Origin of the sequence: Paraburkholderia sp. MM5482-R2 (genome assembly GCF_050436125.1) — a bacterium.
Lineage (GTDB): Bacteria > Pseudomonadota > Gammaproteobacteria > Burkholderiales > Burkholderiaceae > Paraburkholderia > Paraburkholderia tuberum.
In genome coordinates, this window is the sequence record NZ_JBNDLP010000001.1 from 117651 (window position 1) to 143534 (window position 25884).

20 protein-coding genes and 4 pseudogenes are annotated in these 25884 nt (G+C 61.6%); 17 read left to right on the forward strand and 7 right to left on the reverse strand.

Annotation, left to right across the window (positions count from 1 at the left end):
* The first annotated feature begins 88 nt into the window (after positions 1-88).
* The 5 genes from OKW37_RS00410 (at position 89) to OKW37_RS00430 (ending at position 5878) form a co-directional block, all read left to right on the forward strand.
* A complete protein-coding gene (locus OKW37_RS00410; protein WP_429401320.1) occupies positions 89-1108 on the forward strand; it encodes a nucleoside hydrolase in 1020 nt (339 codons plus the stop codon).
* A 40-nt stretch (positions 1109-1148) separates the two neighbouring features.
* The gene (locus OKW37_RS00415; protein ID WP_429401322.1) at positions 1149-2213 is read left to right on the forward strand and encodes a substrate-binding domain-containing protein; all 1065 of its coding nucleotides are present in this window, start codon (positions 1149-1151) and stop codon (positions 2211-2213) included.
* A 137-nt stretch (positions 2214-2350) separates the two neighbouring features.
* Positions 2351-3328 carry an ABC transporter permease gene (locus OKW37_RS00420; protein WP_429401324.1) on the forward strand — a complete coding sequence of 326 codons (978 nt, stop codon included), beginning with the start codon at positions 2351-2353 and terminating at the stop codon, positions 3326-3328.
* A complete protein-coding gene (locus tag OKW37_RS00425) occupies positions 3315-4319 on the forward strand; it encodes an ABC transporter permease (RefSeq protein ID WP_429401326.1) in 1005 nt (334 codons plus the stop codon). Before OKW37_RS00420 ends, OKW37_RS00425 begins: the two co-directional genes overlap by 14 nt.
* Positions 4316-5878, forward strand: a complete 1563-nt coding sequence (locus OKW37_RS00430; protein ID WP_429401328.1) for a sugar ABC transporter ATP-binding protein — start codon at positions 4316-4318, stop codon at positions 5876-5878. The genes OKW37_RS00425 and OKW37_RS00430 overlap by 4 nt, the downstream gene beginning before the upstream one ends.
* A gap of 123 nt (positions 5879-6001) precedes the next feature.
* Here the strand turns inward: OKW37_RS00430 and OKW37_RS00435 are convergent, their stop codons facing one another.
* Complete coding sequence (locus tag OKW37_RS00435; RefSeq protein WP_429401330.1) at positions 6002-6409, reverse strand: alpha/beta fold hydrolase; 408 nt, start codon at positions 6407-6409, stop codon at positions 6002-6004.
* A pseudogene (locus OKW37_RS00440) lies at positions 6406-6906 on the reverse strand (fumarylacetoacetate hydrolase family protein); the annotation flags it as partial. The gene OKW37_RS00435 and the pseudogene OKW37_RS00440, both read right to left, overlap by 4 nt.
* Positions 6907-6957: 51 nt before the next feature.
* On the opposite strand from OKW37_RS00440, the pseudogene OKW37_RS00445 reads away from it, so the two are divergent.
* From OKW37_RS00445 to OKW37_RS00460, 4 genes and pseudogenes are all read left to right on the forward strand, one after another.
* Positions 6958-7236: pseudogene (locus OKW37_RS00445) on the forward strand (IS6 family transposase); the annotation flags it as partial.
* A gap of 518 nt (positions 7237-7754) precedes the next feature.
* Positions 7755-9008 (forward strand): group II intron reverse transcriptase/maturase, encoded by a 1254-nt coding sequence (gene ltrA / locus OKW37_RS00450; protein WP_429401014.1) that lies wholly within the window; start codon positions 7755-7757, stop codon positions 9006-9008.
* A 76-nt stretch (positions 9009-9084) separates the two neighbouring features.
* Positions 9085-9564, forward strand: a pseudogene (locus OKW37_RS00455) (IS6 family transposase); the annotation flags it as partial.
* A gap of 307 nt (positions 9565-9871) precedes the next feature.
* Positions 9872-10489, forward strand: coding sequence for an intradiol ring-cleavage dioxygenase (locus OKW37_RS00460; protein WP_429401332.1), 618 nt, complete (start codon positions 9872-9874; stop codon positions 10487-10489).
* 416 nt (positions 10490-10905) lie between these two features.
* Here the strand turns inward: OKW37_RS00460 and OKW37_RS00465 are convergent, their stop codons facing one another.
* Positions 10906-12894 (reverse strand): thioredoxin domain-containing protein, encoded by a 1989-nt coding sequence (locus OKW37_RS00465; RefSeq protein ID WP_429401334.1) that lies wholly within the window; start codon positions 12892-12894, stop codon positions 10906-10908.
* 529 nt (positions 12895-13423) lie between these two features.
* On the opposite strand from OKW37_RS00465, the gene OKW37_RS00470 reads away from it, so the two are divergent.
* The 3 genes from OKW37_RS00470 to OKW37_RS00480 all read left to right on the forward strand — a co-directional run bounded on the left by OKW37_RS00470 (position 13424) and on the right by OKW37_RS00480 (position 16559).
* Positions 13424-13912, forward strand: coding sequence for an NUDIX domain-containing protein (locus OKW37_RS00470; RefSeq protein WP_429401336.1), 489 nt, complete (start codon positions 13424-13426; stop codon positions 13910-13912).
* Between the two features lie 106 nt (positions 13913-14018).
* Positions 14019-15203 (forward strand): FIST signal transduction protein, encoded by a 1185-nt coding sequence (locus tag OKW37_RS00475; protein WP_429401338.1) that lies wholly within the window; start codon positions 14019-14021, stop codon positions 15201-15203.
* A 318-nt stretch (positions 15204-15521) separates the two neighbouring features.
* Positions 15522-16559, forward strand: coding sequence for a ribonuclease Z (locus OKW37_RS00480; protein WP_429401340.1), 1038 nt, complete (start codon positions 15522-15524; stop codon positions 16557-16559).
* Between the two features lie 186 nt (positions 16560-16745).
* Here the strand turns inward: OKW37_RS00480 and OKW37_RS00485 are convergent.
* A pseudogene (locus tag OKW37_RS00485) lies at positions 16746-16955 on the reverse strand (hypothetical protein); the annotation flags it as partial.
* A gap of 65 nt (positions 16956-17020) precedes the next feature.
* Between OKW37_RS00485 and OKW37_RS00490 the strand changes: the two are divergent.
* Positions 17021-17368 carry an MTH938/NDUFAF3 family protein gene (locus OKW37_RS00490; protein ID WP_429401342.1) on the forward strand — a complete coding sequence of 116 codons (348 nt, stop codon included), beginning with the start codon at positions 17021-17023 and terminating at the stop codon, positions 17366-17368.
* Between the two features lie 332 nt (positions 17369-17700).
* On the opposite strand, the gene OKW37_RS00495 is transcribed toward OKW37_RS00490, so the two are convergent.
* Both OKW37_RS00495 and OKW37_RS00500 read right to left on the reverse strand, forming a co-directional pair.
* The gene (locus OKW37_RS00495) at positions 17701-17988 is read right to left on the reverse strand and encodes a GYD domain-containing protein (protein ID WP_429509737.1); all 288 of its coding nucleotides are present in this window, start codon (positions 17986-17988) and stop codon (positions 17701-17703) included.
* A 735-nt stretch (positions 17989-18723) separates the two neighbouring features.
* Complete coding sequence (locus tag OKW37_RS00500) at positions 18724-19362, reverse strand: TetR/AcrR family transcriptional regulator (protein WP_429401346.1); 639 nt, start codon at positions 19360-19362, stop codon at positions 18724-18726.
* Positions 19363-19452: 90 nt separating this feature from the next.
* Between OKW37_RS00500 and OKW37_RS00505 the strand changes: the two genes are divergently transcribed.
* The 4 genes from OKW37_RS00505 to istB all read left to right on the forward strand — a co-directional run bounded on the left by OKW37_RS00505 (position 19453) and on the right by istB (position 23271).
* Positions 19453-20553 carry an NmrA family NAD(P)-binding protein gene (locus tag OKW37_RS00505; protein ID WP_429401348.1) on the forward strand — a complete coding sequence of 367 codons (1101 nt, stop codon included), beginning with the start codon at positions 19453-19455 and terminating at the stop codon, positions 20551-20553.
* Positions 20554-20597: 44 nt separating this feature from the next.
* Positions 20598-20873, forward strand: a complete 276-nt coding sequence (locus OKW37_RS00510; RefSeq protein ID WP_429401350.1) for a hypothetical protein — start codon at positions 20598-20600, stop codon at positions 20871-20873.
* Positions 20874-20954: 81 nt separating this feature from the next.
* Positions 20955-22478: an IS21 family transposase gene (gene istA, locus OKW37_RS00515; RefSeq protein WP_429401352.1), complete on the forward strand. Its 1524-nt coding sequence runs from the start codon at positions 20955-20957 to the stop codon at positions 22476-22478.
* Positions 22471-23271, forward strand: a complete 801-nt coding sequence (gene istB, locus OKW37_RS00520) for an IS21-like element helper ATPase IstB (protein WP_266262193.1) — start codon at positions 22471-22473, stop codon at positions 23269-23271. Before istA ends, istB begins: the two co-directional genes overlap by 8 nt.
* 458 nt (positions 23272-23729) lie before the next feature.
* Here istB and OKW37_RS00525 read toward each other — a convergent pair whose 3' ends face one another.
* A complete protein-coding gene (locus OKW37_RS00525; RefSeq protein WP_429401354.1) occupies positions 23730-24905 on the reverse strand; it encodes a tyrosine-type recombinase/integrase in 1176 nt (391 codons plus the stop codon).
* Positions 24906-25884 lie beyond the last annotated feature (979 nt).

Consider the following 25884-nt stretch of genomic DNA (forward strand, 5'->3'; position numbering starts at 1 on the left):
GAGGCCCGAGCAGGGAAAACCCGGCTGGCGGCTCCGCTCGTAGAGTGCCGCCAGCCGGCCCGTGACCGTAAAAAAGGAGACAGACCCCATGAACAAAGAAGCCAACCTGCAGCGCATGATTCTTGACTGCGATCCCGGCATCGGGCCCGGCCTCGACGCTGATGACGTGCTCGCACTGCTGTTCGCGATCGCCAGCCCGGAATTACGCCTGGAGGGCGTGACTACGGTATTCGGAAACGTCGAAGTGCGGCGCGCCACCGACAACGCGCTACGCACGCTCGAAGCCGCGGGCCGGCTTGACGTGCCGGTAGCGATGGGCATGGGTAGCCCGCTTTCCGGGCGACTCCATCCGCGCGGCGAAGCGGAATACGAACATCACCGAAAGCTTCTTGGGCCTGTTGACGATACCCGTGTCGACAGCGGCCGGCACGCGCTGCATGCGTCCGACTTCATCATTTCCAAAGTCAACGAGCATCCTGGCGAAGTCGCAATCGTCGCAGTCGGTTCGCTGACGAATGTCGCGATGGCGCTGCTCAAGGAGCCGTCGCTGAAAGAGAAGATTCGACAGATCGCCATTATGGGCGGCGCCTTCGCCCGCGAGCCGAAGTTCGGCAGGGGCAACATCACCCCAGTTGCGGAATACAACATCTGGAACGATCCGCTGGCCGCGGACATCGTTTTTGAATCCGGCATTCCGCTTACCGCGGTCGGTCTCGATGTCACGAACCCGGCCAAGGGAACGGTGATGTACGAAGATCAGTTACTGGGCCTGGTCAGGCAGAAGAGTTTGCTCTCGGCCTTCCTGTATGACGTCTGCAAGACCTACATCGACACGCCGAAGTTCAATTGGGCAAAGAAGGGTTGTCTGCTTTATGACCCGCTCGTGGTAGCGACGCTGGTCGATCGTTCGCTGGTCACGACCGAAAGATCCCGGGTACGCGTGGAGACGGTGAGTGAGCTGACGCGCGGGCAAACGGTTGCATTCCCGACCGATGACGGAACCGTCGACGTCTGTGTCGAAGTCAATGGCGCGGGATTTGTGGAACTGTTCGTCAGCAGGCTGCAGGCGCTGGTGGACCGGAGTGTTCTGACTGCGGCCCGGAAGTAATGTAGTTGTCACCCGACAGAAATTACGAGGAGGAGACTCAATGAAACCCTTTGGATGGGGCGCGCGCACCTTTCTGGGAAGCGTAGCCGTTATGGTGTTATCGGCGTCGATCGCAGCGGGCAGCGCTAGGGCGGATGAGCCGAAGATCGCGCTCGTGCTGCCGGGGCCCAATGCGTATTTCGAGCCGTGGGACGCGGCTATCCACGACGTTGCCAAAACGTATCACTTCTCGGGGATGTACGGAGTTCCGGCGACCGACGCGTTCGATCTGACCCACGAGGATGCGCTGATGGATTCGTTGGCTGGTCGCGGCTATTCCGGCTTCGGCGTCTTCCCAGGCGACGCGCACGGCACCGATGCGGAGGAGCAGAAGCTGGCGGCGCATGGCATCAAGTCGATCAATATCAACGGCTGCACCTACGATCCGAGTCCAGCGCTGTTTTGCGTTTCGACGAATATCTTCACCGCAGCTTATTACCAGGCGCAGCAACTGATCAAAGCGATTGGAGGAAAAGGCGAGATCGCACTGTTGACAAGCCAGCTTACGGACCCGAACACGCAGTTGCGCATCCGCGCGGTCGAGAAGGCGGTAGCCGATACGCACGGCAGCGTCACCCTGGTCCAGACGGTGGCGAACATCGATACGCCACAAAGTGCGCCGCCAGCCATCAATGCGCTGCTGGCGGCTCGAGGCGCGACGCTGGCGGGCGTCATGTCGACTTCGTATAATCCTTCCGTCGCGATGGCAAGCAGTCTGTCCGACAATCCCCAGTTCCGGCATATCAAGTTCATCGCTGCCGAGAACTCGCCGCAGGTCATGAACGCGCTACAAAAGGGCTATATCTACGGCACGTTGTTTCAGAACACCTACGGACAGGCCTATGTGGCATCGTACGCACTGTATCGGGTGCTGCATGACAAGTGCGCGGTCCGCGGCGATGCTCCTTTTGAGCAGACCGACCAGACGAAGCGGCTGCTTGCTGCGGGCGTGTTGCTCGTGACGAAGGACAACGTAGGTCAGTTCGTCGGCAAGCCCGAAGGACTGCCGGACGATACCCAACGGCTCATCAAGCTGGTCGATACCAAGGTTCTGGAGTGCAAGTGAGATCGAGTCGGCCGAACCGGACAGGCGTTTTGGAAGGGGGGAAGCGCATGGATCACAGCGTGAATTCTTCTGCATCGGCGACGCCCAGGGGGGGCACGAGATATGGACGTCTCGCCCAGTCCAACACCGTGGGGCTCGTGCTGCTGACCGTCATCAGCTGGGGTGTGTACCAGACGCTGGGAGACGGTTTCCTGAGCAACTTCAACCTTTTCACACTGTCGCAACTGGCAGCGGAGACCACGATAATAGGGTTTGCGCAGCTCGTGGTGATCGTGATCGGCCGGCTCAATCTTGCCGTAGGTGCCGTTGGCGTCAGCGTCGTCATGTTCACCGGCTGGCTGGTTGGGCAGCTCAATGTCGATCCCGTGCTAGGCATCGTCGCCGGTCTGCTGCTGGGAAGCTTGCTGGGCGCCGTGATGGGTTGGCTGGAGCTGCGTACCGGACTGAACAGTTTCATCGTCACTCTCGCTGTACAGTCGATTTATGTGGGCGCCGTTCTGATCCTGTCGGGAGGCGCGTCGGTCAGTGCGCTGCCCGCGAGCATTGCGGTAGTGGGCAGCGGCACACTGTTCGCGCCGAGTCTGTCGTTGCTGGTGATCCCGGTGGTCGTAGTCGCGGTACTGCTCTGGTGTCTGTACCATCGGTCGAGTCTCGGATGGAAGATGCTCGCCGTCGGCGCGAACCAGCGCGCCGCCGAACTGGGTGGCGTCGCTGTGCCGCGCGTCGTGATAACCAGCTTCGCACTGTCGGGGCTGCTCTCGGGCGTCGCCGCCGTGATGGAGATGACGCGGGTCTCGGCCGCACTGCCTTCGCTGGGAACCGACTGGCTGTTGTCGGCGTTTGTCGTGCCCATTCTCGGAGGCACGATGCTCGCCGGGGGCTCGGTTTCGATCGGCGGAGCTGCGGCGGCCGCGGTGTTTTTGGAGAGCATCAATTCAGGACTGGTTTCGCTCAATGTGGCCGCCTACTGGCAGCAGTTCGCGCAGGCTTTGATTCTCCTCGTCGCTGTCGTGGTGGATCAGGCGCGACGCGGCCGGCAACGGCAGGCCAAGAGCGCTGCGACGGTGGAAGCCGTCGCGCCACGGACAGGAAAGAACGAACATGCGCCGAAATAAAATTTCCCTCCCCACAGGACCCTGGGTGCCGCTGCTTGTAGTGGCGTTCTTGGCGAGTATCGCCTTTTCGCTGCTTAGCGCGAGCTTTCTGACACCCTTCAACGTCTACGTCGTTCTTTCGGACGCGGCATTGCTAAGCGTGATCGGATTTGCGCAACTCATCGTGCTGAGCGTGGGCGAATTCAGTCTCGCAGTGGGTGGCATCGGCGGGTTCTCCGCAGTGGTCGCGGGCTATCTGCTCGTCGCGAAAGGCGTACCGTTGGCGCCTGCGGTGCTCGCCGGTTTGGTCGCGGGGATGGCGGGGGGCTTCATCAACGGCCTGCTGGTGGCGAAGTCGCGCGTTAGCGGCTTCGTCATCACGCTCGCTACGGGAGGCGCATTTACAGGTGCTTCGCTTGCCATCACCCAAACTTCGCCTTATACGAACCTTCCGCATGCGTTGACGGTGTTCGGTACCGGCCGCATAGGATTCGTGCCGTACCTCGCCGGCGCCACGCTGGCGGTCGCCGTTGCGCTTGGGGTGCTGTTTCGCTGGCGAAAGCTTGGGCGCACGATGCTGGCAATGGGCGGCAATGCTGAGGCCGCCCAACTGTCGGGCCTGTCGAAGGCGCGCGCGATGGTCTGGGCGCACACGCTGTCGGGCCTCCTGTCTGCCGCGGCCGGGGTGATGGCTATGGCCAAGCTGCACGAAGCCAATCCGCTGGTGGGGGCAGACTGGCTGATTCAATCCTTCACCATACCGATTATCGGCGGTACCAGCCTGTTGGGCGGCTCGGTGGCTGTCTGGGGCGTAATCATCGCGAGCCTGATCCTCGCCACCATCAATGACGGCCTGGTGCTCATCCACGTCAATCCCTATTGGGTGACGCTGGTTGAAGGCGCGCTCGTGTTCCTCGCCGTGCTGCTAGGCCGCGCGCAAACGTGGGACAAATATCGCGAGATGGTCGCAGGCCTGATCGCTCGCCGTACGAGGGGGTTGAATCGGACATGAGTACAGTTGAGGCGCGGGGCATCTGGAAGGCGTTCGACGGCGCGCTGGCGTTGCGAGGGGTCGATCTGGCGATCGACAGCGGCAGCATTCATGCGCTCATCGGTGAGAACGGCGCGGGCAAGTCGACGCTGATCAAGGTCCTGACCGGCGTGCATCGCGCGGACCGCGGCACGGTACGGGTCGCGGGAGAAGAGCGGCAGTTCGTCGACCCGCAGGAAGCGATAGCGGCCGGTATCAGCGCGGTCTATCAGGAGCGTAACCTGGTGCCGGATTTCTCGGTTGCCGAGAATCTCTTCCTGCACGATACGCCGCGTCGAGCGGGTTTTCTGCACTATGAGCGGATGTATCGGGACGCGCAGATCTGGCTCGAGCGCGTGGGGCTGCACGTCAGTCCGCGAGCGAGCGCGCGCAGCCTGAGCGTGGCGCAAGGACAATTGGTGGAAATCGCTCGCGCGCTGACGCTCGACGCCAAGGTGCTGTTCCTCGACGAGCCCACCGCGTCGATCACGGAAACCGAATCCGCAGTACTGTTTGGGATACTCCGCGAATTGCGGGACCGGGGCCGCGCGATGCTGTTCGTCAGCCACAAACTGGATGAAGTTTTCGAGATCTGTGACAGTATCACCGTGATCCGGGATGGTGAGACCGTCATCAATGCGACCGCGCGCGCCGACCTCACCCACGGCGACGTGATTACCGCGATGGTGGGACGCAGCGTTTCCTTCGCAGGGCGACAAGCGAAGAGCGAAACCGTGGCGCGCGAGCCGCTCCTCGCACTGCGTGACGTCAGTACACAGTTCGGCCACCGCAACTTGAATCTCGCGCTCGAGCCAGGTTGCGTGGTCGGACTGTATGGGCTCGTCGGCGCCGGGCGGACCGAACTGGCGAGAGCCATCGTCGGCCTCGAAAAGATTACCGGCGGCGCGGTCATCTCGCACTCGAAGGCGAAGCGCATCGCCAATCCGCATGAGGCGTTACACGAACACAGGATTGGCTATGTCAGCGAGGATCGCAAGGGCGAGGGCCTGATTCTCGCGCATTCGGTGAGCCACAATGTCGGCATTACCATCTGGGACCAGCTGCGATCTCTGCTGGGTTTTATCACTCCCGAGCGAGAGGTTCGGGCCGTTGCGCCGCTAATCGGAAAAATGAGCGTGAAGCTCTCGAGCCTCGATCAGCCGGTGGGCCAATTGAGTGGCGGCAATCAGCAGAAGGTTAGCGTCGCCAAGTGGCTCGCAGGCGACGTGGACGTGTTGATCATCGACGAACCCACAATCGGCGTCGACGTGCGAACCAAGGAGGAGATGTACCTGCTGATCGAGGAATTGTCTCAGCGCGGCAAGGCGATCCTGGTCATCTCCAGCGATCTCGCGGAGGTCATCCGTATCTCGGACCGGATCGCGGTGATGGCGAACAAGCGGCTGGTGGCGAACCTCGCCAACACCGGCGATTACGAGGTGCTGAGCGAACAGGTGATGCAGGCTATCGTCTCGGCGCAGCCGCACGACACCGCCGATGCAGCCGCCAATGGGGAGCTCGTGACGGAAGCGGTTCGGTAACCGCGGTTACGCTCGTGCGTCGCGGAGGATGCCGGCAATTCCTTCTGCGCTCAGTGCCTGTTCGATGCCGAGGACCGTCCCGCCGATGTAGCCCGCATACTCGTTCAAGCTCGTTGTTTCTATTCAGAGGCTGCGTGTGGCGAGCGGCAGTGCGCGGTTGTACACCACCGCGCGGATGCCTGCGAGCAGATCGTCGCTGATGCGTGCCATGCGGCCGCCCAGCACGATCGCGGCCGGGTTGTGCCTGATCGCGTGCGGATCGCCGGCGCGTACGAGGCGCGCTTTCGCCACGCCGAGTTCACCCAACACTCTGGCCAGGGTTTCCACATACAGGTCGATGGAGAGCGGCTGCGACGGGAGTGCCGACCGCGCGCTTCCCGGCAGGTCCGGGCGAACCACCTGCATGCCTTCGAAAGCCGAAAGTACCGGTGTCCAGTTGTTCGACGAACCACCGAGCCCGTGGATACATACCACTGCCTGCCCGTCGCCGTCGGTTTCGATGGCGACGTTCTTTACCAGAGTTGTTGTCATTCGCCCACCTCGTTTTCCAGCACGCCGACGTTCTGAATCTCGATGCGAACGACGTCGCCCTTCTGCAGAAACTTCGGCGGATTGAACCCGATGCCGACGCCGGCCGCGTGCCCGTTGCTATGACATCGCCCGGTTGCAGTTCGATGCCCGCAGACAGGGTTTCAATTAGCGTTGGAATGTCAAAAATCAGCTTGCTCGTGTTCGAGTCCTGGCGCAGCTCGCCGTTGACCCAGCACTTCAAGTCGAGGTTCTTGACCGTCCACTTCGTCGGCGGTCACGAGGTATGGGCCCATCGGACAGAAGCCATCCAGCGACTTGCCGATAAACCACTGCCGGTGCAGCTTCTGCAGGTCGCGAGCCGTGAAGTCATTGATGACGGTGTAGCCGAACACGTAGTCCATCGCGTCCGCTTTCTTGATGCCACGTCCGGCCTTGCCAATCACGACGCCGAGTTCAGCCTCGTAGTCGAGCCGGCTGGTCACGTTGGTGTGGCGCGGGTATTGTCACCTTGTTGGCATGTTCCCGGCAATGCGGCGACAATGTTGGGTATGAAACGAACCGCTCTACGACACAACGCACCTGCCAACGACGCGATCTCCTATGTGGGCTACCGGTTCCCGTCCGACGTAATCAGCTATGCGGTGTGGTTGTACTACCATTTTCCGCTGAGCCTGCGCATGGTCGAGGAGTTGTTGGCTGCTCGCGGCATTGAACTCACGTATGAAACGGTGCGGCGTTGGTCGCCGAAATTTGGCATTGGGTTTGCCCGACGCATCCGGTCCACCGCGTTGGCCCGAGGCGATAAGTGGCACCTCGACGAAGGTGTGTCACGAACACAAGCGAAAGCTTGTGGTGCTGTACTGAAGATGGGAGTTGGCCTCCCGGAGTCGGCTTGCAGGAGCAGGCTCCAAACCGCCCGGTGCTGCTGCGTTCAAAAGGCGTGGTGGTGAGCGACCGCGGAAAAGTCATCCATCAGGGTGGCAGGTACGTGTTGAGAAGATGAGCGAAAGCAAACCGTTCGATGACGCGTCGTTAAGGTGTTAAAGCGCTGTCAAAACTGGAGCCGCTTCGTCGCTCCAGGATCAGTCAGGACGAGACCTGCTTACGGACCTGATGGCAGTCGGCGTAAAGGCGGCATGAGCTCAACACAGGCTTCAGTACGGAACGTGAGAACCTTGTTGCGGATGCAAAGGGAAATGACAAATGGCAGACACCATAAGGAAGAATACCGATGCCGCAACGAGGGGCGGAGCTGCCCGTAGTAGTGCTGAAGCCCTTGTAATGAGGGTGGAGCGAAGGGGTGGCGTTATCCGGTTGACGAAGGTCACCAACCTGCATGGTGGGGATGAGTGACATGACCTCAACGAAACCGTATTGCATTGCGAAGCGCACGGTGTGGGAAGCGTATCAGCTGGTGAGGGCCAACCGGGGTGCTGCAGGCGTGGACGATGAAACGATCGCCATGTTCGAGCAGCACCTGTCGGGCAATCTGTACAAGTTGTGGAACCGGATGTCGTCGGGTTCGTATTTCCCGCCCCCGGTGAAGCAGGTTGAGATACCGAAAGCCAAGGGTGGTACCAGAAAGCTGGGCGTGCCCACCGTGTCAGATCGAGTGGCCCAGACGGTTGTCAAGCTCATGATCGAGCCGATACTTGAGCCGATATTCCATGAAGATTCTTATGGGTACCGGCCTTGGAGATCGGCGAAACAGGCGGTTGCGGTAACGCGTGAGCGCTGCTGGAAATACGACTGGGTCGTTGAGTTTGACATCAAGGCGGCATTCGATCAGATTGATCATGGCCTCCTGCTCAAGGCGGTGCGTAGGCACATCAAGGTGGACTGGATCCTGCTGTATATCGAGCGGTGGCTGACTGCGCCGTTCGAGACTGCGGACGGAGCGAGACTGCCACGGGTGCGCGGTACACCCCAGGGCGGAGTGGTCAGCCCGATGCTGATGAATCTGTTCATGCACTATGCGCTTGACACATGGATGCAGCGACACCTCCCGCAATGTCCCTTTGCGCGTTATGCCGATGATGCGGTGGTCCACTGCCGCAGTGAGGCGCAGGCGCAGGAGGTCATGCATGCCATTGCCTCGCGGCTGGCGGAATGCGGGTTGGAGATGCATCCCGAAAAGTCAGGCATCGTGTATTGCAGGGACCGAAGCCGTACTCAAGCCTACCCGAATGTGACCTTCACATTTCTGGGTTTCCTGTTTCGTCCGCGAAGGGTGATGACCAGGTCTGGGCAGCTCTCAACGAGCTTTCTGCCCGGCGTGAGTCGTGATGCCCTGAAACGGATGAGACAGACAGTGCGGGGGTGGCGGCTACCTCGTCAGACGTTCAGGTCACTGGTCGAACTGGCCGATCAATGCAATCCCACGATACGTGGTTGGTGGAACTATTACGGGGCTTTCTATCGGACGGCCATGCAGGGGCTCGGTCGGTATCTGGACCGCAAGCTCGCACGCTGGGCCCGGTGCAAGTACAAAACACTACGACGGCATAAGCGGCGTAGCGACGAGTGGTTGCACAAGATGAGGAAGGCGTACCCGCGACAGTTTGTGCACTGGCAGTTTCTGGGGGTAAAGGTTGGATAACGGGAGCCGTGTAAATCGCGAGGTTTACGCACGGTTCTGCGAGAGGCTCGGGGTGAAATCCCCCGGGCCTACTTACCTGGTGGTCACGATCAACGGCAGGAAGCACTGGCTTTGGCGCGCGGTGGATCAGCATGGCTCGGTGCTCGATGTACTGGTGCAAAGCCGACGCGACAGGCACGCAGCCAGGCGCGTCATGCGTAAATTACTCAAGAAGCACGGGCGCGCGCCGCGTGTGCTGATCACCGACAAGCTCAAGAGCTACGCAGCAGCAAACAGGGATCTCGGGCTGAACGTGGAACACCGTCAGCACAAAGGACTGAACAACCGGGCGGAAAACTCGCATCAGCCAACCCGGGTACGCGAAAAAGTGATGCGCCGCTTCAAGTCTGCGCGTCACCTGCAACGATTCACATCGGTCCACGACCAGGTGGCAAACTTGTTCATGCGCTGCCGCTACAACGCGAACGCGCAAGAGAAGCGGCAAGTACGCAAGCAGGCCTTCGAGGCATGGGAAACTGTAACGGGCAATCCGATGCTGGATCGCCTCGCCGCATGAATTTGGAATACTTACGTTCTACGTCTTCGCTCGCACGACCATCAACAACGTGACAGTACCCCTTTGACGTCCACAAGCCGACGCAAGTCAAGACGTCCCTGTTTCTGCACGGTTCGCTCGCGCCCGCAGGAAAGGCAACGCCGCTTGACAGTCGAAAAAGTCGGTCGCTGACGCCAGCCCCCGGAATGGCGCGCTCTCGTCGTTTGCGCACACGCCGTCTCACCGGAGATTTCTGGCTTACACTGATCGAGTGAAGGGTCCGTCATCTACACGGCGGCGGATCTGACGTGTGGATACGAGGGGACGTATGATGCGGATCGCACGTTCGAGAAAAGGGCGTCGCGACTTTCTTCGCAAGTCGGGCGTGGTGGCGTCTTCAGTTCTGCTGGCGGTTTGGCGTGAGCCCGAGCACGCACTGGCCGACGAGCTTTCGCCGACGCCCGCATGCAAAGACCATCCGGAACAGACACCGCCGCAAACGGAAGGGCCGTTCTTTTTGCCGCGCTCGCCGCAGCGCGCCTCGCTTCTCGAGCCGGGGATGCATGGCACGATGATTGTTCTGACTGGCCGCGTGCTGTCCACGCAATGCACGCCGGTAGTGAGCGCGCTGCTTGATTTCTGGCACGCGGACGACAGCGGCGAATACGATGTCGACGGCTTCCGGCTGCGCGGCCATCAGTTCACTGACAGCCAAGGACACTACCGCCTCGAGACCATTGTCCCCGGCCTGTATCCGGGGCGCACGCGACACTTCCATGTGAAGGTGCAGGCGCCGAACCGGCAGGTCCTGACGACACAACTCTATTTCCCCGGCGAGCAGCGCAATTCGCGCGATTTCCTGTTCGATCGAAGGCTGCTGATGACGATCGACGACCGCAGTGATCGCAAGGCAGCCCAGTTCGATTTCGTGCTGACGCTCAGGTAGCTCCAGTTGACGGCTCTGATGTGATGGACGACTCCCCCAGCGATGCCGGCAGGCCTATGCCAAAGTAGAGACGTCGTTACTCGCCTTTAGGGGAAAGGAGCGTCCCTCACATCAGAGCCTTCCGGTCCAGCCCCAGGGGTTCACTCCAAACTACGGCCTGAAGCGTGTCAATTCTCGGTGAACGTCAGCAGCTCGTGCAACTCGCCATGACGCCGACCCAGCCCTGTCGTCTAGTGTCGCATTTGGACCGTCATTCACACGCGCTCAACCCCGAGAGTCAGGATTTAGGTGCCAGCGTGGAGCGGCAGCGGGATAGTACGTACCTGCTGCGTCGGGGCGCTTAGGGGTCTTGGAAACAATTCCAATCGAACGGCACCTCGTCGATGCCTGTCAGGTGGTGATAGCGCCGGGTTGCATCACGGTGCACAACACTCAAGGAGCGCCTTGCCGTCGGTCACCGGTGCGGCGCACGTGCGATTTCGGCACACGTAGGCGGCAGGCCGGCCCTTGACCGGGTGGCGCCCCCGGCCGATTGGTACGTCTTCGGCAAAGGCCAGCACGCGCGCGGGGAGGTATGCGCGGTGAACGCTTGTTACGAGCGCGGCGGCGCCCGATTTGTCGCCCGCAAAGACGATCTCGAGCGGGCCGCGTTGCGCGAAGTCCCGGGCGGCAAGGAGGTGCGCGAAGCCGGCTGGCGCCCTGGCGGCTGCGACCTCGTATCTCCGGAATTCGTGTTCGGCGCGGTCACGGTAGAGATCGTGGCCGGTGAGTTCATGCAGGCGCAAGAAGGCAAACACGCTCGTAGAGATGCCCGACGGCCAGGCGTTGTCGTAAGGCGCGCGCGGCCTGCGCACCAATGGCTCGCCGTCGCACGGGGTGAAATACAGCCCGTCCTCCCAGAACTTATCGAGAATGAGTGCCGCGAGTTCGATCGCACGATCGAGATAGCGCTTGTCGAAGCAGGACTCGTAGAGGTCGAGCAGCGCGTTGCAGAGGAAGGCGTAGTCCTCGAGAAACCCCGGCACCTTTGCTGTCCCGTCGTTCCAGGCCCGATAGACGCCACCGCCGGGCAGGGTCAAATTGCCCTGGATGAAATTCGCGGCGCGCTTTGCCGCGCTGAGATACTCGGGGATGCCCGTCGCCTGGAAAGCGGCACAGAGCCCCTCGATCATCAGGCCGTTCCAGCCGGTGAGAATGTTGTCGTCCCGAGCCGGGCGCACGCGCCGGCCGCGCGCCGCCAGCAACCGCTCGCGCCAGCCTGCCAGATGCGCTGCTTGCAGCCCATCCAGCTCGACCGCGAAGTGGAGCACCGTAGCACCGTGTTCGAAGTTGCCGTGTTCCGTCACACCGTAGGCCCGGCATGCCAGTGCACCGTCGGACTCGCCGAGGACTGCCTTAACCTCGGCGGGTGTCCAGACATAGAATTTGCCTTCCATTCCTTCGCTGTCGGCATCTTCGCCGGCATGAAAGCCGCCGTCGGGGTGCGTCATATCGCGCAGAACGTAGGCGATGGTTTCCTCGAAGATGCGGCGCCACGCCTGCTTGCCGGTCAGGCGGTAGGCGTCCGCGTACAGCTTAACGAGCTGGCCGTTGTCATAGAGCATTTTCTCGAAGTGCGGCACGGCCCAACGTGCGTCGACACTATAGCGGGCAAACCCGCCGCCGAGTTGGTCATAGATACCGCCCGCTGCCATCTGGTCAAGCGTGCGTCCCAGTGCGTCAAGAAGCGTGGCCTCGCCAGTTCGATGATAGACGCGCAGCATGAGATCGTAGCAGCCTGGGTTGGGGAACTTGGGCGCGCCGCCCAGCCCGCCATGGACCGGGTCAGTGTCCCGTGCCAAGGCGCGGCCTGTCTCTGCCGGCAGATCCGCGACTTCGGTGGCTTCACCGCCCAGGTTCGCTTGATCGAGCTGTCGGAAACCTTGCCGAAACTGCGCAATGGTGTCGCGCAGCTCTTCTCGCCGATGCCGCCAGGCTTCGCTCAGACTCGTCAGCACGCGCACGAGCCCGGGGCGGCCATAACGGTCGTCTGGCGGGAAGTAGGTGCCGCCGAAGAACGGCTCTCCTTGCGGCGTGAGGAACACGGTGAGCGGCCAGCCGCCTCCCTGTCCCATCATCTGGCTGACTTGTTGGTAGATGTCATCGATGTCGGGACGCTCCTGCCGATCGACCTTGATGCTGATGTAGCGCTCGTTCATCAGGCTGGCAATGCGCGGATTCTCGAAGGATTCGTGCGCCATGACGTGGCACCAGTGGCACGCGGAATAGCCCACGGAGAGCAGCACCGGCTTGTTTTCCTCGCGGGCGCGGCGAAATGCATCTTCGCTCCACGGATACCAGTCCACCGGGTTCTCCGCGTGTTGGCGGAGGTAAGGGGAGGTTTCGGTGGCGAGTCGGTTCGTCATGGCAGTCTCCAGCCGGACTTACGCGCCGGTCGTGATGACAAATGTCGCGCAGACTCGTGCGCCCTGCAAGCGCGGCTGGCGGACTTGATACGAGCGTCATCAGACTGAATTGGACGGCTTTTGCGCTTCTTCTCAGATGTCCGAAGGGTCCTTGGGAGGAGGTGTCTGCTATTTCTGACGCAGGTTATCGTAGAGGATGCCCTTGAGATGGGGGAGCAGACCGACGTTTGAAGCGGGCGACGCGTCATGTGGCGACCCGGTGCCGGCCGCCGCGTGCTAATGGCCGTTTCCGGAAGCTGGTCAATCGGCGCGTTTGAACACCATGAGACGGACGCGTCCGCCAGCAGGCGGCCATGAACGGCCGGTCGACATACATCCCTGGATTGTTGACAATCGCTATCTCGAGCGGGAGCAGCCACCGGGTAGACTAAGGCCTCCAAAACAATGGTGTGACAGACGCTGAAGGACTTAAGCCGCACGAACGCGGCGACCCGGAAGATCCTCTGACCATGGAAGGAAAGGAGAACTCATGCCAAGCCTCGAGCGAGCGCGACCGGCCATGCTAATCGACTCTGTCTGGCGTATGGTGCTTCGCCTCGGCTTTCGGCTCGCCCGCACCTGGTGGTACCTTCGACGGCCTCACCATGAGGGCGCGCTTGTAGCAATCCACGTCGGGCGGGCGCTGTCGCTGGTGAAGTCATCGTACCGGGCCGAGTGGAATTTTCCGGGCGGTAGTGTCCGGCCCGGGGAGACGGCTGAGGCAGCAGCGCAGCGCGAAATGGAGGAGGAGATCGGTCTCCCGTCGTACCCGTTACTCAGTGCGGGCAGTGCCTGCGGCATCTGGGACGGGCGAAGAGATCGGGTGCATTTCTTTGAACTGCACCTCGATTCACTACCCGAGCTGCGGCTTGATAATCGTGAGATTATCGCCGCGCAGCTGGCATCGCGGGACGAATTGCGCGGCATGGCGCTGACGGAAGCGGTCGCTGCTTATCTTGGCGGAAATCTCCGCTGGTAGTAGCCAGCCTCGGCGGCCGGCTTGACCGCGGGTTTCTCATCGGCAGGGTGAACATGCCCTGCCAGCGGAGGTCCAAGTTATTGTTGTCTTCGACAGGTTTCCGCCAATGTTTCCCGCTTCGTTTGTCCACGCTCACGCTGCCCACGCCGATTGGCGGGTGGCCTTGGCCGAGTGCCAGCGGCAGGTTCAAACCCAGATTGCGGCCCGTGCGGCACAGCAAGACGAATCCGCACCGTTCACGCTCGGTTGGTGTTACCTGAGCGACTATTACGCACCCGCGTCCGAGGCGATCCTCGATGAACTGCAACGGGGTCAGCCCGGCGTCGCCTGGGTCGGTACGGTAGGCGTCGGCGTGGCCGCCAGCGGCATCGAATATATCGACGAACCGGCCCTGGTGCTGATGGTCGCGCCGCTGCCACGGGAATCGTTCCGGCTGTTTTCCGGTCTGCAACCACTGCCTCCGACATCCTCCGGGTTTGTGGCACATACCGCGCTGGTGCATGCGGAGGGCAGCACGCCGGACGTGCAGGAATTGCTGCACGAACTGAGCGCCCGCACGACCACGGGTTATCTCTTCGGCGGGCTATCCTCGGGGCGAAACCGTCCGTTACACATGGCGGATCGCGTGTTCACCGGGGGTTTGTCCGGCGTGCTCTTCGGCCCTGAGGTCGGTCTGATCTCGCGCGTAACGCAGGGCTGCCAGCCCATCGGGCCGGTGCGCAACATCACTCGGGCCGAACGCAATGTGGTGGTCACGCTGGACGGCATGCCCGCACTCGATTGCGTGCTGCAAGATCTTGGACTCGACCGGGATCTGCCAATCGATGCGTTGTCGCAGGCGCTGTCCACCACCCTGGCGGGTTTGAGCATCGGCGCCGAAGACGTGCCTAAAGGGCCTGGAAAGTTCGGCGCGGATACGCTCGTGCGGCACCTGGTGGGCGTGGATCTCCAGCACCGGGTCGTGGCGATTGCCGATCTGGTCGAGCCCGGCATGCATCTAGCCTTTTGCACGCGTAACCCCGAAGCCGCCAAGGTCGATCTGGTGCGCATTGCAACGGAAATCCGCGCGGAACTGGAAGGCGGCACGGCGGGGCACATGTCGGGCGCCCTGTATGTCAGTTGCTCGGGACGGGGCGGCCCGCACTTCGGAGCGCGGCATGCGGAGTTGCAGACGGTGCGAAAGGCGCTAGGTGACGTGCCGCTGGTGGGATTCTTCGCCGGCGGCGAGATCGCAAGGGATCACCTTTACGGCTACACCGGGGTATTGACGGTCTTTACGAGCCGGGACTGAGACCCGAGCTGTGCTGATTTTTGCTCCATAGCAGGAAGGAGACCCGTACCAGCTTTGTCCACCTGAGGGATGGGCCCATATGAGAGGACCGGTCGTGAGTGACGCGTCACTGGCCCCATATCGGAGCAGCTACTTAGACGACGCGGCGCGACTCCTCGAAGTCTACTGAACACTTGCCTTAACATGCGTATAGACTCGGGATTCTTCCGATAACCGCTGACGCACATCTGCAAATCGAGGCGGATGTCCGCGCCTCGATCGTCCCGGCGCTTCGGCCCGGTACGCCAACAACCATTCGTACGTCGCGCTGACAGATCCATGCACGCCCTCTTCGAACCATGGCTTGTCAATGACGCGTTTGGCGACCCCGGTGTATACGTGGACTTTCGCGACGAGCGGCGGGCCCTCCTTTTCGATCTCGGCGATATCGCCAGGCTGCTGCCCCGCCAACTGATGCGCATATCACATGTGTTTGTCACCCATACGCACATGGACCATTTTTCGGGCTTCGATCATCTCTTGCGTGTGACGCTCGGGCGCAAGGCTGGCATCGTGATGTTTGGCGGACCCAACTTTCTTGCACAAATCCAACACAAGCTGAGCGCCTATACCTGGAACGTTGTGCATCGTTACGAGGTCGAGCTGGTGATCGACGCGCGCGAAATTGGAGTGGACGGAGGCGGGCAGCGCGCACTCTTTTCAAGTCGGCGACGGTTCGCCCCCGAAGCCGTTCCATCCTTTGACCGATCAGGTGACGTGGTGTACGACGAAGCAACCTTTCGCGTACGTGGCCGCTTTGTCGATCATGGCATCCCGTGCGTTGCGTACGTGCTCGAGGAGAAGGCCCGCGTCAACGTCGCGAAGGACCGGCTCGCGGCGCTGGGGGTGTCGACGGGTGGGTGGCTGCGCGAACTGAAGCACGCGGTGCTGACCGGCGCCCCTGACGAGGCAATAATTGACATGCGGTGGCGCGACCGGCGTGGCGAGCACGCCATGACCCGGCAGGTCGGCGAACTGCGTCACCTGATTCTCGACATCGTTCCTGGGCAGCGCATTGGCTACGTAACGGACTTGCGCTACACGGAACCGAACATAGAGACGCTGTCGCAGTTGATGCACGACGTGGACCTGCTTTTTATCGAGAGCGTATTTCTTGACGAGGACGAGGCGCATGGCCTGCGCAAGAATCACCTGACGGCCCGCCAGGCCGGTCTGATCGCGCGCCGGATCGGAGCCCGGGCGGTTGTGCCGTTCCACTTCTCGCCACGATACGAAGGACGCTCGGCAGCACTGATTGCAGAAATGCAGGCGGCACGGTCCGCTACGTCGGCGCTGGTTGGCGAAAGGCCTGGTTAGACCCGGGATGCTTCACTACCGATCGCTCGCTCATCGTCCAGGGACGACTTTGGCCACCCGGCCACAATTGGCAAAGGGGAGGTTGCCCGCGACGTTGCGATCGCACAAGGTTGCAAGGTCGAATGGAGCGCGTATCGGATGCCGCATACGGTGTGCGAGGAGGAGATCGAGGCGCTGCGCATATGGCTCGGCGCGGGCCACGCGCCGGGTTAGCGCTGTGGCGCAAAACTTGCGGTGCCCGGCATGCCCCGCATTGCCATGAAAGACGATGGCTGTACCGCGCGCGGCTTCGGCCGGCTCGGCCACGAAACCCCGGGAGTCCTGTGGTGTCGCTTTCCCCTGGTTGACCACCGGCAGAACGCATTCTGCGCAACGCTGCCTCCGACCTATAATCATTGTGTTGGACGAGCGCTCTGTTGACGCAATGAGTGGCTGCCAGGACAAAATTCGCGGAGATGGGTATGCACTTCGAAGCGTTTTCCTTTGGTTCCATCCGTATCGATGGCGTTACCTACCAGCATGACGTGGTGATCGACCATGGGCAGGTTCGCAAACGCAAGAAGAAGCCATCCAAGGCGTTCCGTGAGGCCTTTGGGCATACACCGCTATCAATGGCAGAGGCCATCCCATGGAAATGCAGGAGGTTGGTGATTGGCACCGGTACTGGAGCATTACCGGTGATGGACGAGGTCAAGCACGAGGCCGAGCGTCAACAGGTCGAACTGGTGATCCTGCCGACGGCGGAAGCCATTGCCAGACTGAAGGAGCATCCCGACGAGACCAACGCGATTCTGCATGTCACGTGCTAGGCGCAAGGGGCGCGGTGCGAGTCTGCATTGAACATGAGCAGCATTTGGTACGTCAGGTGAGCCCGTCGATCATGGGTCACGCGGTCAGTCTGCCGTCCCGAAATCCGATCCATGGACGTCGGGCCAGTCCTCAACAGCTCGAGGCGCCGAACGCTGCTCGCATTTCATGACGTAGCGACGCAGCCGGGCACGCTGCCAAGGCACGCGTCGAGGGGAAAGTGGGAGCGCTTCAGAGCGCCCCCTGGTAGTTCGCATCGTCTGGCCGACAAGCCGATTGAAACGCCACAGTTCGCCAGAACGCCTTGTCGCGAAGCGCGTGGCGGGCAGCCCCGTTACAGTGTCGCTATAAACTCGTCCCACGCCGTCGCTAGCAAGGTCTCAGTGGTGGCGTGTCCAGAGGCGCGGATGATCAACGCCGCTCGCTCGACCTGTTTCAGGTCGTCAGACTCGACGACGTCCATCACATCGAAGCGGCCGAGTGTCAGATAGCTGTCTTTCCAGGTTACGGCAGGGCATTCAGCCTTGATTTTCCCGGCCACCGTGGCGGCGAGCTGTTTCATGTCCTTGGGATCTTTGAACGCGTCAGGAGACAAACGGCTCAGGATGACGTACGTGGCCATGGAATACCTCCGTGCAAAAAATTGACCCGCAATTGGGCACGGCAGTCACACCGGAACAAACGGCCTCCCGTCAAGCGGAAGGGCGCCCGTGCTTCTTGATTATAGTGACCCACGTCCATGGCGACTGAGGCGCGGGACGCATCCTGTCAGGGCAGGGGACGTCCCGGCATCTGAGCGTGCGTGGGGTTGTCGCCAACGGCAGTTGAGGGCCGTCGGCGTCGGCTGCGACGGGCAGGGTGCGGCCATCTACGGCCGTTGGCCTGCACTCGCGCTCGGACATTCGAACGTCGGCTCCGCGCTGTTATCCGCCACTTGAACAACAATGGCCCGACCGGCTGCTTCGGGTCGACTACTGTCCTCTGGGCGCGCACAAAGTGCCGTTCGACCTGATCGTGTGCGCGACGTCAGCAATACTAATCATAGCCGCCGTTGGACGATGGTCACGCCAACGGCGGCAATGGCCGACATTTATGCTTTGAGCATCGGGCGGGTTTCGCTAAGGTTTATTCGACGCCTGCCGACATGCGCGGAGGCAGGCACATTCCTGCGGCCGATCGCAGGCATCGAATAAACCTTAACGCCCAGCAGTCGTCGGCCAGGAACTGTCACTCAAGCTCGCCTCGCGGGTTTCTCGATAGCGGTCACCCGGGAGCCGTTCCCGGAATTGCCAGGTGGCGTGGCATCGGATGGATCATCCACGCATTAGATGTACTGTACTGGCGGGGCATCGCAGCGCTACGGGAGCGGATGAAGTTGAAGAAAAACAGCTGTGGCGTTGCGGGCACGTGCCGCGACCTCGCGTGAGTTCGGCCGCTGGGCGACGCCAAGCAGCAGGCTGACCATCAAATTACCCCACAGCAACCCGCTGAACTGTTCGGCAAGTTCGGCAGGACGGCCATTGAGAAGTCCGGACGCCTGAGCCCGGGCCATGATTTGACGCAAGGCGGCACGACTTGTCTCGCGCCCTGTCGAGTCGAGCGCTTGCGCCACGTCGGGCGCGTGGACCGCCTCTGCGATCGCCAGTCGGAAGACCGCAATGACCGTTGGATCCGTGATCTCGCGGACGAGCTGCGTCCCTAGGGAAGTCAGTACGTTCGCGAGTGTCTCTCGGTCGTGCGGCACGGGCAAGTCAGCGGATACCTGCAGTCTTGTGGCGCGCGCGCTGATGCACGCGACTAGCATTTCCTTCTTGTTGCCCACCAGCGCATACAGTTCTCGTTTCGAAACCCGCGCGCGCGTGGCGATCTCAAGCGTGCTGGTCGCCGCATAGCCACTCGCCATGAACGACGCGAAGGCTGCATCGAGAATGCGCGCGCGCACCTCAGTTTCGTCGCGGCCTTCCTGGCGGTCCTTTGACAGCGATACCGTGGTCATCGTCATCTCTCTTGACATTCGGTACCGCATAGTACCATACTGGAACAACCATCTGGTACTGATGAGTACCGCGACTGCTCGGAGGCGATCATGCTCAAGCCAAGGATCCTCGTAACCGGTGCGACCGGGAAGACAGGCAGCGTCGTCGTTGCCGAACTGCTGAAGGCCGGCTATCCCGTACGCGCCATGGTGCACCGGGAAGATGGCCGCAGCGTGCGGCTGAAAGCGCAGGGGGCCGAGATAGCGGTTGCCGACATGAGTGATGTCGAGCGCGTCGCCGACGCGCTAAAAGACGTTCAGCGCGCCTACTTTTGTCCGCCTTTCGATCCCTACATGATTCAGGGTGCTGTCGCGTTCGCCGTCGCCGCCAGGGAATCCGGGCTCGAACACATCGTCAGCCTTACCCAGTGGCTGTCGAGTCCCTCGCATCCCGCCCTTATGACCCGACAACTCTGGCTCGTCGATCAGCTGTTCTCGATGACGCCGGGAGTCGCGCATACGATCGTGAGGCCAGGCTTCTTCGCTGACGCCTATCTCGCATTGACTGGATTTGCTGCGCACCTCGGAGCATTTCCCTGGATCTTTGGCGATAGCCGTAACGCGCCACCGTCCAACGAGGATATCGCGCGAGTCGCCGTCGCGGCCCTGATGGATCCTGCGCGGCACGCCGGGAAGCGCTACCGCCCCACTGGGCCGGAGCTCCTTGGCGCGGAGGACATGGCCAAGGCGATCGGCCGGGCCGTCCGACGATCGGTCAAGGTTGTGCCAATGCCGATCTGGCTATTCATGAAGGCCGCCCGGATGGGCGGCTTGCCGATCGACCTGATCAGCGGCGTTCGCTACTACATTGACGATCACAAACGCGGGGCTTTTGAGCTGGGCGCTCCGACCACGGACGTCCCCGATGTGACCGGTCAGCCAGCCGAGGACTTCGAGACGATCGCGCGTCGCTACGCGGCGCTTCCAGTCAACCGGCGGACGCCTAGCAATTGGCTTCGCCAGTTCGCGCAGTTCGTGATCGCCCCGCTCAGCCCCGGTTTCGATCTCGAGCGCTACGACCGTGAACTACGCCGTCCGTTCCCGTCAGAACCGCAGTTTGCCCCTGAGTCCAAGGTCTGGCTGCGCGAGCATGCCCTGGCTCACACGGAGCGAGGCGCTGTGACCGCAGAGCTACGCACGCTGCGCGTTTAAGTTCTCACGGTCGATCGCGGGAATTCGAACCAAAGGAGAGACTCATGCTGCCCCAGCTCTGGTTTTTCGTTAGCATCTCATTCAGCTTCAGCACGTGGGGAATCGTCACCAGGCGATACGTCTGGCCAAAACTCCGCCTCCTGCGACCGGTCGACGCGCTGCGGCCTCTTCTCATCCTGCACAGCTTCCGCTTCATTGGGTTGGCATTCCTTGCCCCAGGCGTCGTGTCGCCCGATCTGCCGTCTGCCTTCGCGTATTGCGCCGCCTACGGGGATCTCGTTGCGGCTGTTTACGCCGACCGAAAATTCAGCCACATGTAGGGATCGCGCCGACTGAAAATTGAGCCGGGCAATCAACCTATCCTGCTAGTTTTTCTGGCAGGGTGTTTGGGGATGATCCCGATGACGATGATTGGCAAGGTGCGGCGGATGTTCCACCGCCAGAACAAGTCGGTACGCGAGATAGCACGTCTCACAAGCCTGTCGCGCAACACGATTAGTAAATATCTGAACATGGATGTTCAGGAGGAGCCGAAGTATCAGCGGCGCTCCCAGCCGACCCGGTTGACGCCGTTTCATGAGGTGCTGGTGCAGGCGCTCAGTGTCGACGCGCGGCGACTGAAGAAGGAGCGGCGCACCGCCTGGATGCTGTTCCAGGAGATCAAGGCGGGCGGCTACGACGGCTGTTACTCGCGGGTGACCGATTTCATCCGGGCCTGGCGGCAAGGCGAAGGCAAGGCGGTTTCGAAATCGGCGTTTGTGCCGTTGCGATTCGAGCTGGGCGAGGCATTCCAGTTTGACTGGTCCGAGGAAGGACTGGTTGTCGGCGGCATTTACCGCAAGCTGCAGGTGTCGCACATGAAGCTATGTGCGTCGCGGGCGTTCTGGCTGGTTGCCTATCCGAGCCAGGGGCACGAGATGCTGTTCGATGCCCATACGCGCTCGTTCGCGGCCTTCGGCGGGGTGGCCCGCCGGGGCATCTACGACAATATGAAAACGGCCGTAGACAAGGTTCACAAAGGCAAGGGTCGCACGGTCAATCCGCGTTTCGCAGTGATGTGTTCGCACTACCTGTTCGATCCGGACTTCTGCAACGTCGCCAGTGGCTGGGAGAAAGGCGTCGTCGAGAAGAACGTGCAGGACAGCCGTCTGCGCATCTGGATTGAGGCGCGTGCGCAACGCTTCGGCAGTTTCGCTGATCTGAATGCATGGCTGGCGACCCGGTGCCGGTCGTTGTGGGATCAGGTGAAGCATCCAGACTATCGTGACCTGAGCGTCGCCGACGTGTTCGAGCAGGAGCGCGCCCATCTGATGCCGATGCCGACACCGTTTGACGGTTATGTTGAGCGTGCGGCACGAGTCTCGTCGACCTGCCTGGTGGTGATTGGCCGCAATCGCTACTCGGTGCCATGCGAATTCGCAGGCCAGATGCTCAGCACGCGGCTCTATCCTGGCCGTGTTGTGGTGGTGAGCGACGACGCGGTGGTAGCCGAACACGATCGACTGGCCGACGAAGGACTGGTGCGATACGAGTGGCAGCACTATATCCCGCTGATCCAGCGCAAGCCTGGCGCCCTGCGCAACGGTGCGCCGTTCCAGGATATGCCCGAGCCGCTGCAACGCCTGCGTCGGGCGTTACTACGCGAGCCAGGTGGTGACCGGGTAATGGCGAAGGTTCTGGCGTTGGTCCCGGAAAGCGGTCTGGATGCCATAGTGGTTGCAGTCGAACTCGCATTGGAGCAGGCGCCGCCCTCCGGGCGCGTGAGCGTCGAGCATGTGGTGAACGTGCTGTCGCGCATGCGCAGCGTGCAGATGCCGCCGAAGATCGATACTGCGCTACAACTGACGACACCACCGCTGGCCGACACATCGCGCTACGACGGGCTGCGCCCGGCGCTGCAACAGCCGGAGGCCGGTCATGCGTGATCTGATCGTCGAACTCAAACACTTGCGGCTGCACGGCATGGCTGCCGGCTGGGCCGAACTGCTTGAACAGGTGAATGTCGAGGCGGCGTCTTCGCAATGGCTGCTCGAACGGCTGCTGCAGGCCGAGGTCGCGGATCGGGCCGTGCGTTCGGTCAGCCACCAGATGAACGCGGCGAAGTTCCCGGTGCATCGCGACATCGCCGGCTTCGACTTCGATGGCTCGCCGGTCGACCGCCAGCTCGTCACGCAACTGGCCGGCATGACGTTCACGGAGGGCGCGCACAACCTGGTTCTGGTCGGCGGCCCGGGCTCGGGCAAGACGCATCTGGCGACCGCCATCGGAGTGTCCGGCATCATGCACCACGGCAAGCGGGTGCGCTTCTACTCGACCGTGGATCTGGCCAACGCACTGGAGCAGGAGAAGGCGCAGGGACGCGCCGGGAGGATCGCGGCGAGCCTGCTGCGCCTCGACCTGGTCATTCTGGACGAACTCGGATATCTGCCCTTCAGCCAGGCCGGCGGGGCGTTGCTATTCCACCTGCTGAGTCGCCTGTACGAGCATACAAGCGTTGCGGTGACAACGAATCTGGACTTCGCCGAATGGTCCAGTGTGTTCGGCGACGCGAAGATGACCACAGCATTGCTGGACCGGCTGACGCACCACTGCCACATCGTGGAAACCGGCAACGAAAGCTACCGTTTCCGCCATAGCAGCGCCAGTGCAAAGAAGCGTATCCGCTCGCGTGAAGCAGCGCGCAGAGCCGACGGTGCGAGCGCGAACGAATCGGCCTGATCGTCGCTTGCCGCGCAGTGGAAGCCGCAACGGGCTACGCCCTTCGCAGCTTCCACTGCGCAATGAGGCCTCACACGAAGGAGGACAAGCACTCCCGAAACACATACACTTATCCACAACCGGTCCTTCTTCAGACCGGTCTCCACCCCGGCTCAAAACTCGATCGGCGCGGCGGCTCAAAATTCATTCGGCGCGGACAAGCTGGAGCAATCGGTCGCTGAGATCGACACCGATTGCGGGCTCGGGGAGCGGTACCAATCATACTGAACACTCTGCACGCCGACCGTATTGACATTGCACGGCAGTTATAACTAAGGATGCCGAATTATTGGCATGGTCGTTCGTGCTTAAACAGATAGTCGGCCCCAAGCCTATCCTTTCCGAAGCGGCACGCACAGAGGTCCGGCTGGAGCCGTCTCGCTTTCCCGTGAAATGCTGTCCGGCCCGAAATCCGCACTTCACCAGTCCAGACGATGCTTCTCTTCTGTCTCGCGGTGACGGGTGTCGTCGTCGCTATGAAGATAGATGCTCGTCGTCGAAATCGATGCATGCCCGAGGTTGTCTCGCACGAGTCGCAGATCGAGATTGCCGTCGGCCATGTGGGATCCGGCACTGTGCCTCAGCCAGTGTGCGGATGCGCGCTCGAGATGCGTAGCACGCGCGGCATAGTCCTCACCGCGAAGCCTTAATTTGTCCGCTGCGCCAGCAAAGATGCCTTTGATGATCGAGTGCAGCGCGGCCCGCGTGAGAGGCTTCATGGATTTGCCGAGCGGCAACACCAGCGGCGTGTCCTCGTGCGAGGACGGGAGTGGCGCAAGCCCGCGCGCGCGCCGGTAGCGCGCGAGTTCGACCATCATCTCGGCGGAGGCGGGAACGAGTCGTTCCTTGTCACCTTTCCCAAGCACCTCCAGCCACCACCGTTCGTGCCCCTCGTTGTCACGCCGGCAGAAAAACTTGCCCATCGTGTTGCCGCCGACCTCCGAAATCCGCAGGCCGCCCAGGTAGAGCAAAGTAAAAAGCCATCGAGCGCGCCAGTAACGTTCCTGTTCCCGATCGCTATCACGGGGCAGGCCGTCGATATAAACCTTGACCTCCTGCCAAAGATCGCGCTCCAGGTAACGGGTGATGCGCGGCGCCTGACGGCGGGACCGCTGGCGCGTTAGCGACAGTGGGTTGCCGGCCAGGTAGCCAGCTTCGACTAGCCACGCAAACAGCGCATTAAGGATCACCATCGCCTGGCGCTGGCTCGAGACTGCGAGCGGCCCGTAAAACGGCCGCCAGCGCGGATCGTGACGCGGAAACTTGCGCCCGCCATCGGACACCCAGCGCGGACGCGGTTGCGGATCCCCCAGGAATAGCCTGTAGGCGAGCAGATCCTCGTGCGTGAGCGATGACAAAGGCTTGCCCAGCTGCACGATGGACCACAACAGGAGCCGCTCAGCTTCCTTGCGGTAGTTCTCGAAAGTGGTCTTCGTGTCGACGACACGGGCGAGCCATGCGCGTATCGCACTCAGGTCGTCTGCTGCGGTGATCTGCTGGCGACCGTTCGCCCGGTTGACGCCGTGGCGACCGTCAAGATCGGGCGGCAGGTCGAGTGCGTCGAGCGGGCGCGGAGCGATCAGGGTCGTCGTCATGTTTTGAGCGTGAATCGGTGGGGGCACAGGTCACCGCGATTGTCGCACGCGCGGAAGACCCTTTGACACTACAGTCATAATGTCTAGAAACCAATGGAAAGTATGCCGTGTTGCGAACGAGTAGGTATCAACTTTGTTCCACTGAGTTGATGGTGCCGCCGAACGCAATTCAGGCAGCGTCGCGCGAATACGCGCGTGGCCAATTGTGGCTCGAAAGCCTGAAAATCGCGTGTCAAAATGCCGAGACCCGGCGCGGTCGGCGCCGGATGACGGAGACGCCGGTCTTGCCGCCGAGTTCGAGCGCCAGGTTCAGATTCGGGCCGGCCAGATCAAGCAGAACGATCCCTCTCTCGCGCGGGCGATCTGTTTCAGGCTTGCGCGCCGGCAGCTAACACCTCCCCGATATTTCTATCTTCATGTGTTCTCTCTGATAATTCGCTTGCCGTGGAGAACGGGCACGTCCGGAGTACGCCGCGCACCGCCCAAATGGCCCGGAGACCGCGTATCCAGCAAATCCGAACACAGAAATCCGCGGCATTGCGGCGTTTGCAAGCGTCGTCGAGTGACCTTCCACATCAACAGCCATGCAAAGTCGAATAAGGGCAGTTGCGCAGCGACGGGCGGGCGTGTGAGCTCATGAGAGAACGAAGCCTGACCTTAACGTACTTTCGACTTCCATCGGCCGCTTCGAGCGGGTCCGGAAACAGCCGATTCCGCAATTTCGGTCACTAAATTCGATGGCGATAAGTCGTGCTGTCACAAAATATGGAATTGGCTGGAGGAGCGATAGACCTCCCTGGCGAGATTTCGTAATCAACGTACTTGGCTCTTGTTCTTCATAGGGGGTCGTTGGGGTAGACCCCTTAAATTCGCAAAACTGGTGCAATGCCGTGGTCCAGTGGCGCCCCGTCTGAGACGCGCCTTTTAGCCGGCGCGCTCGTTGTAAAGGATTGGAGGAAGGGATTTAGACCCGAACGAA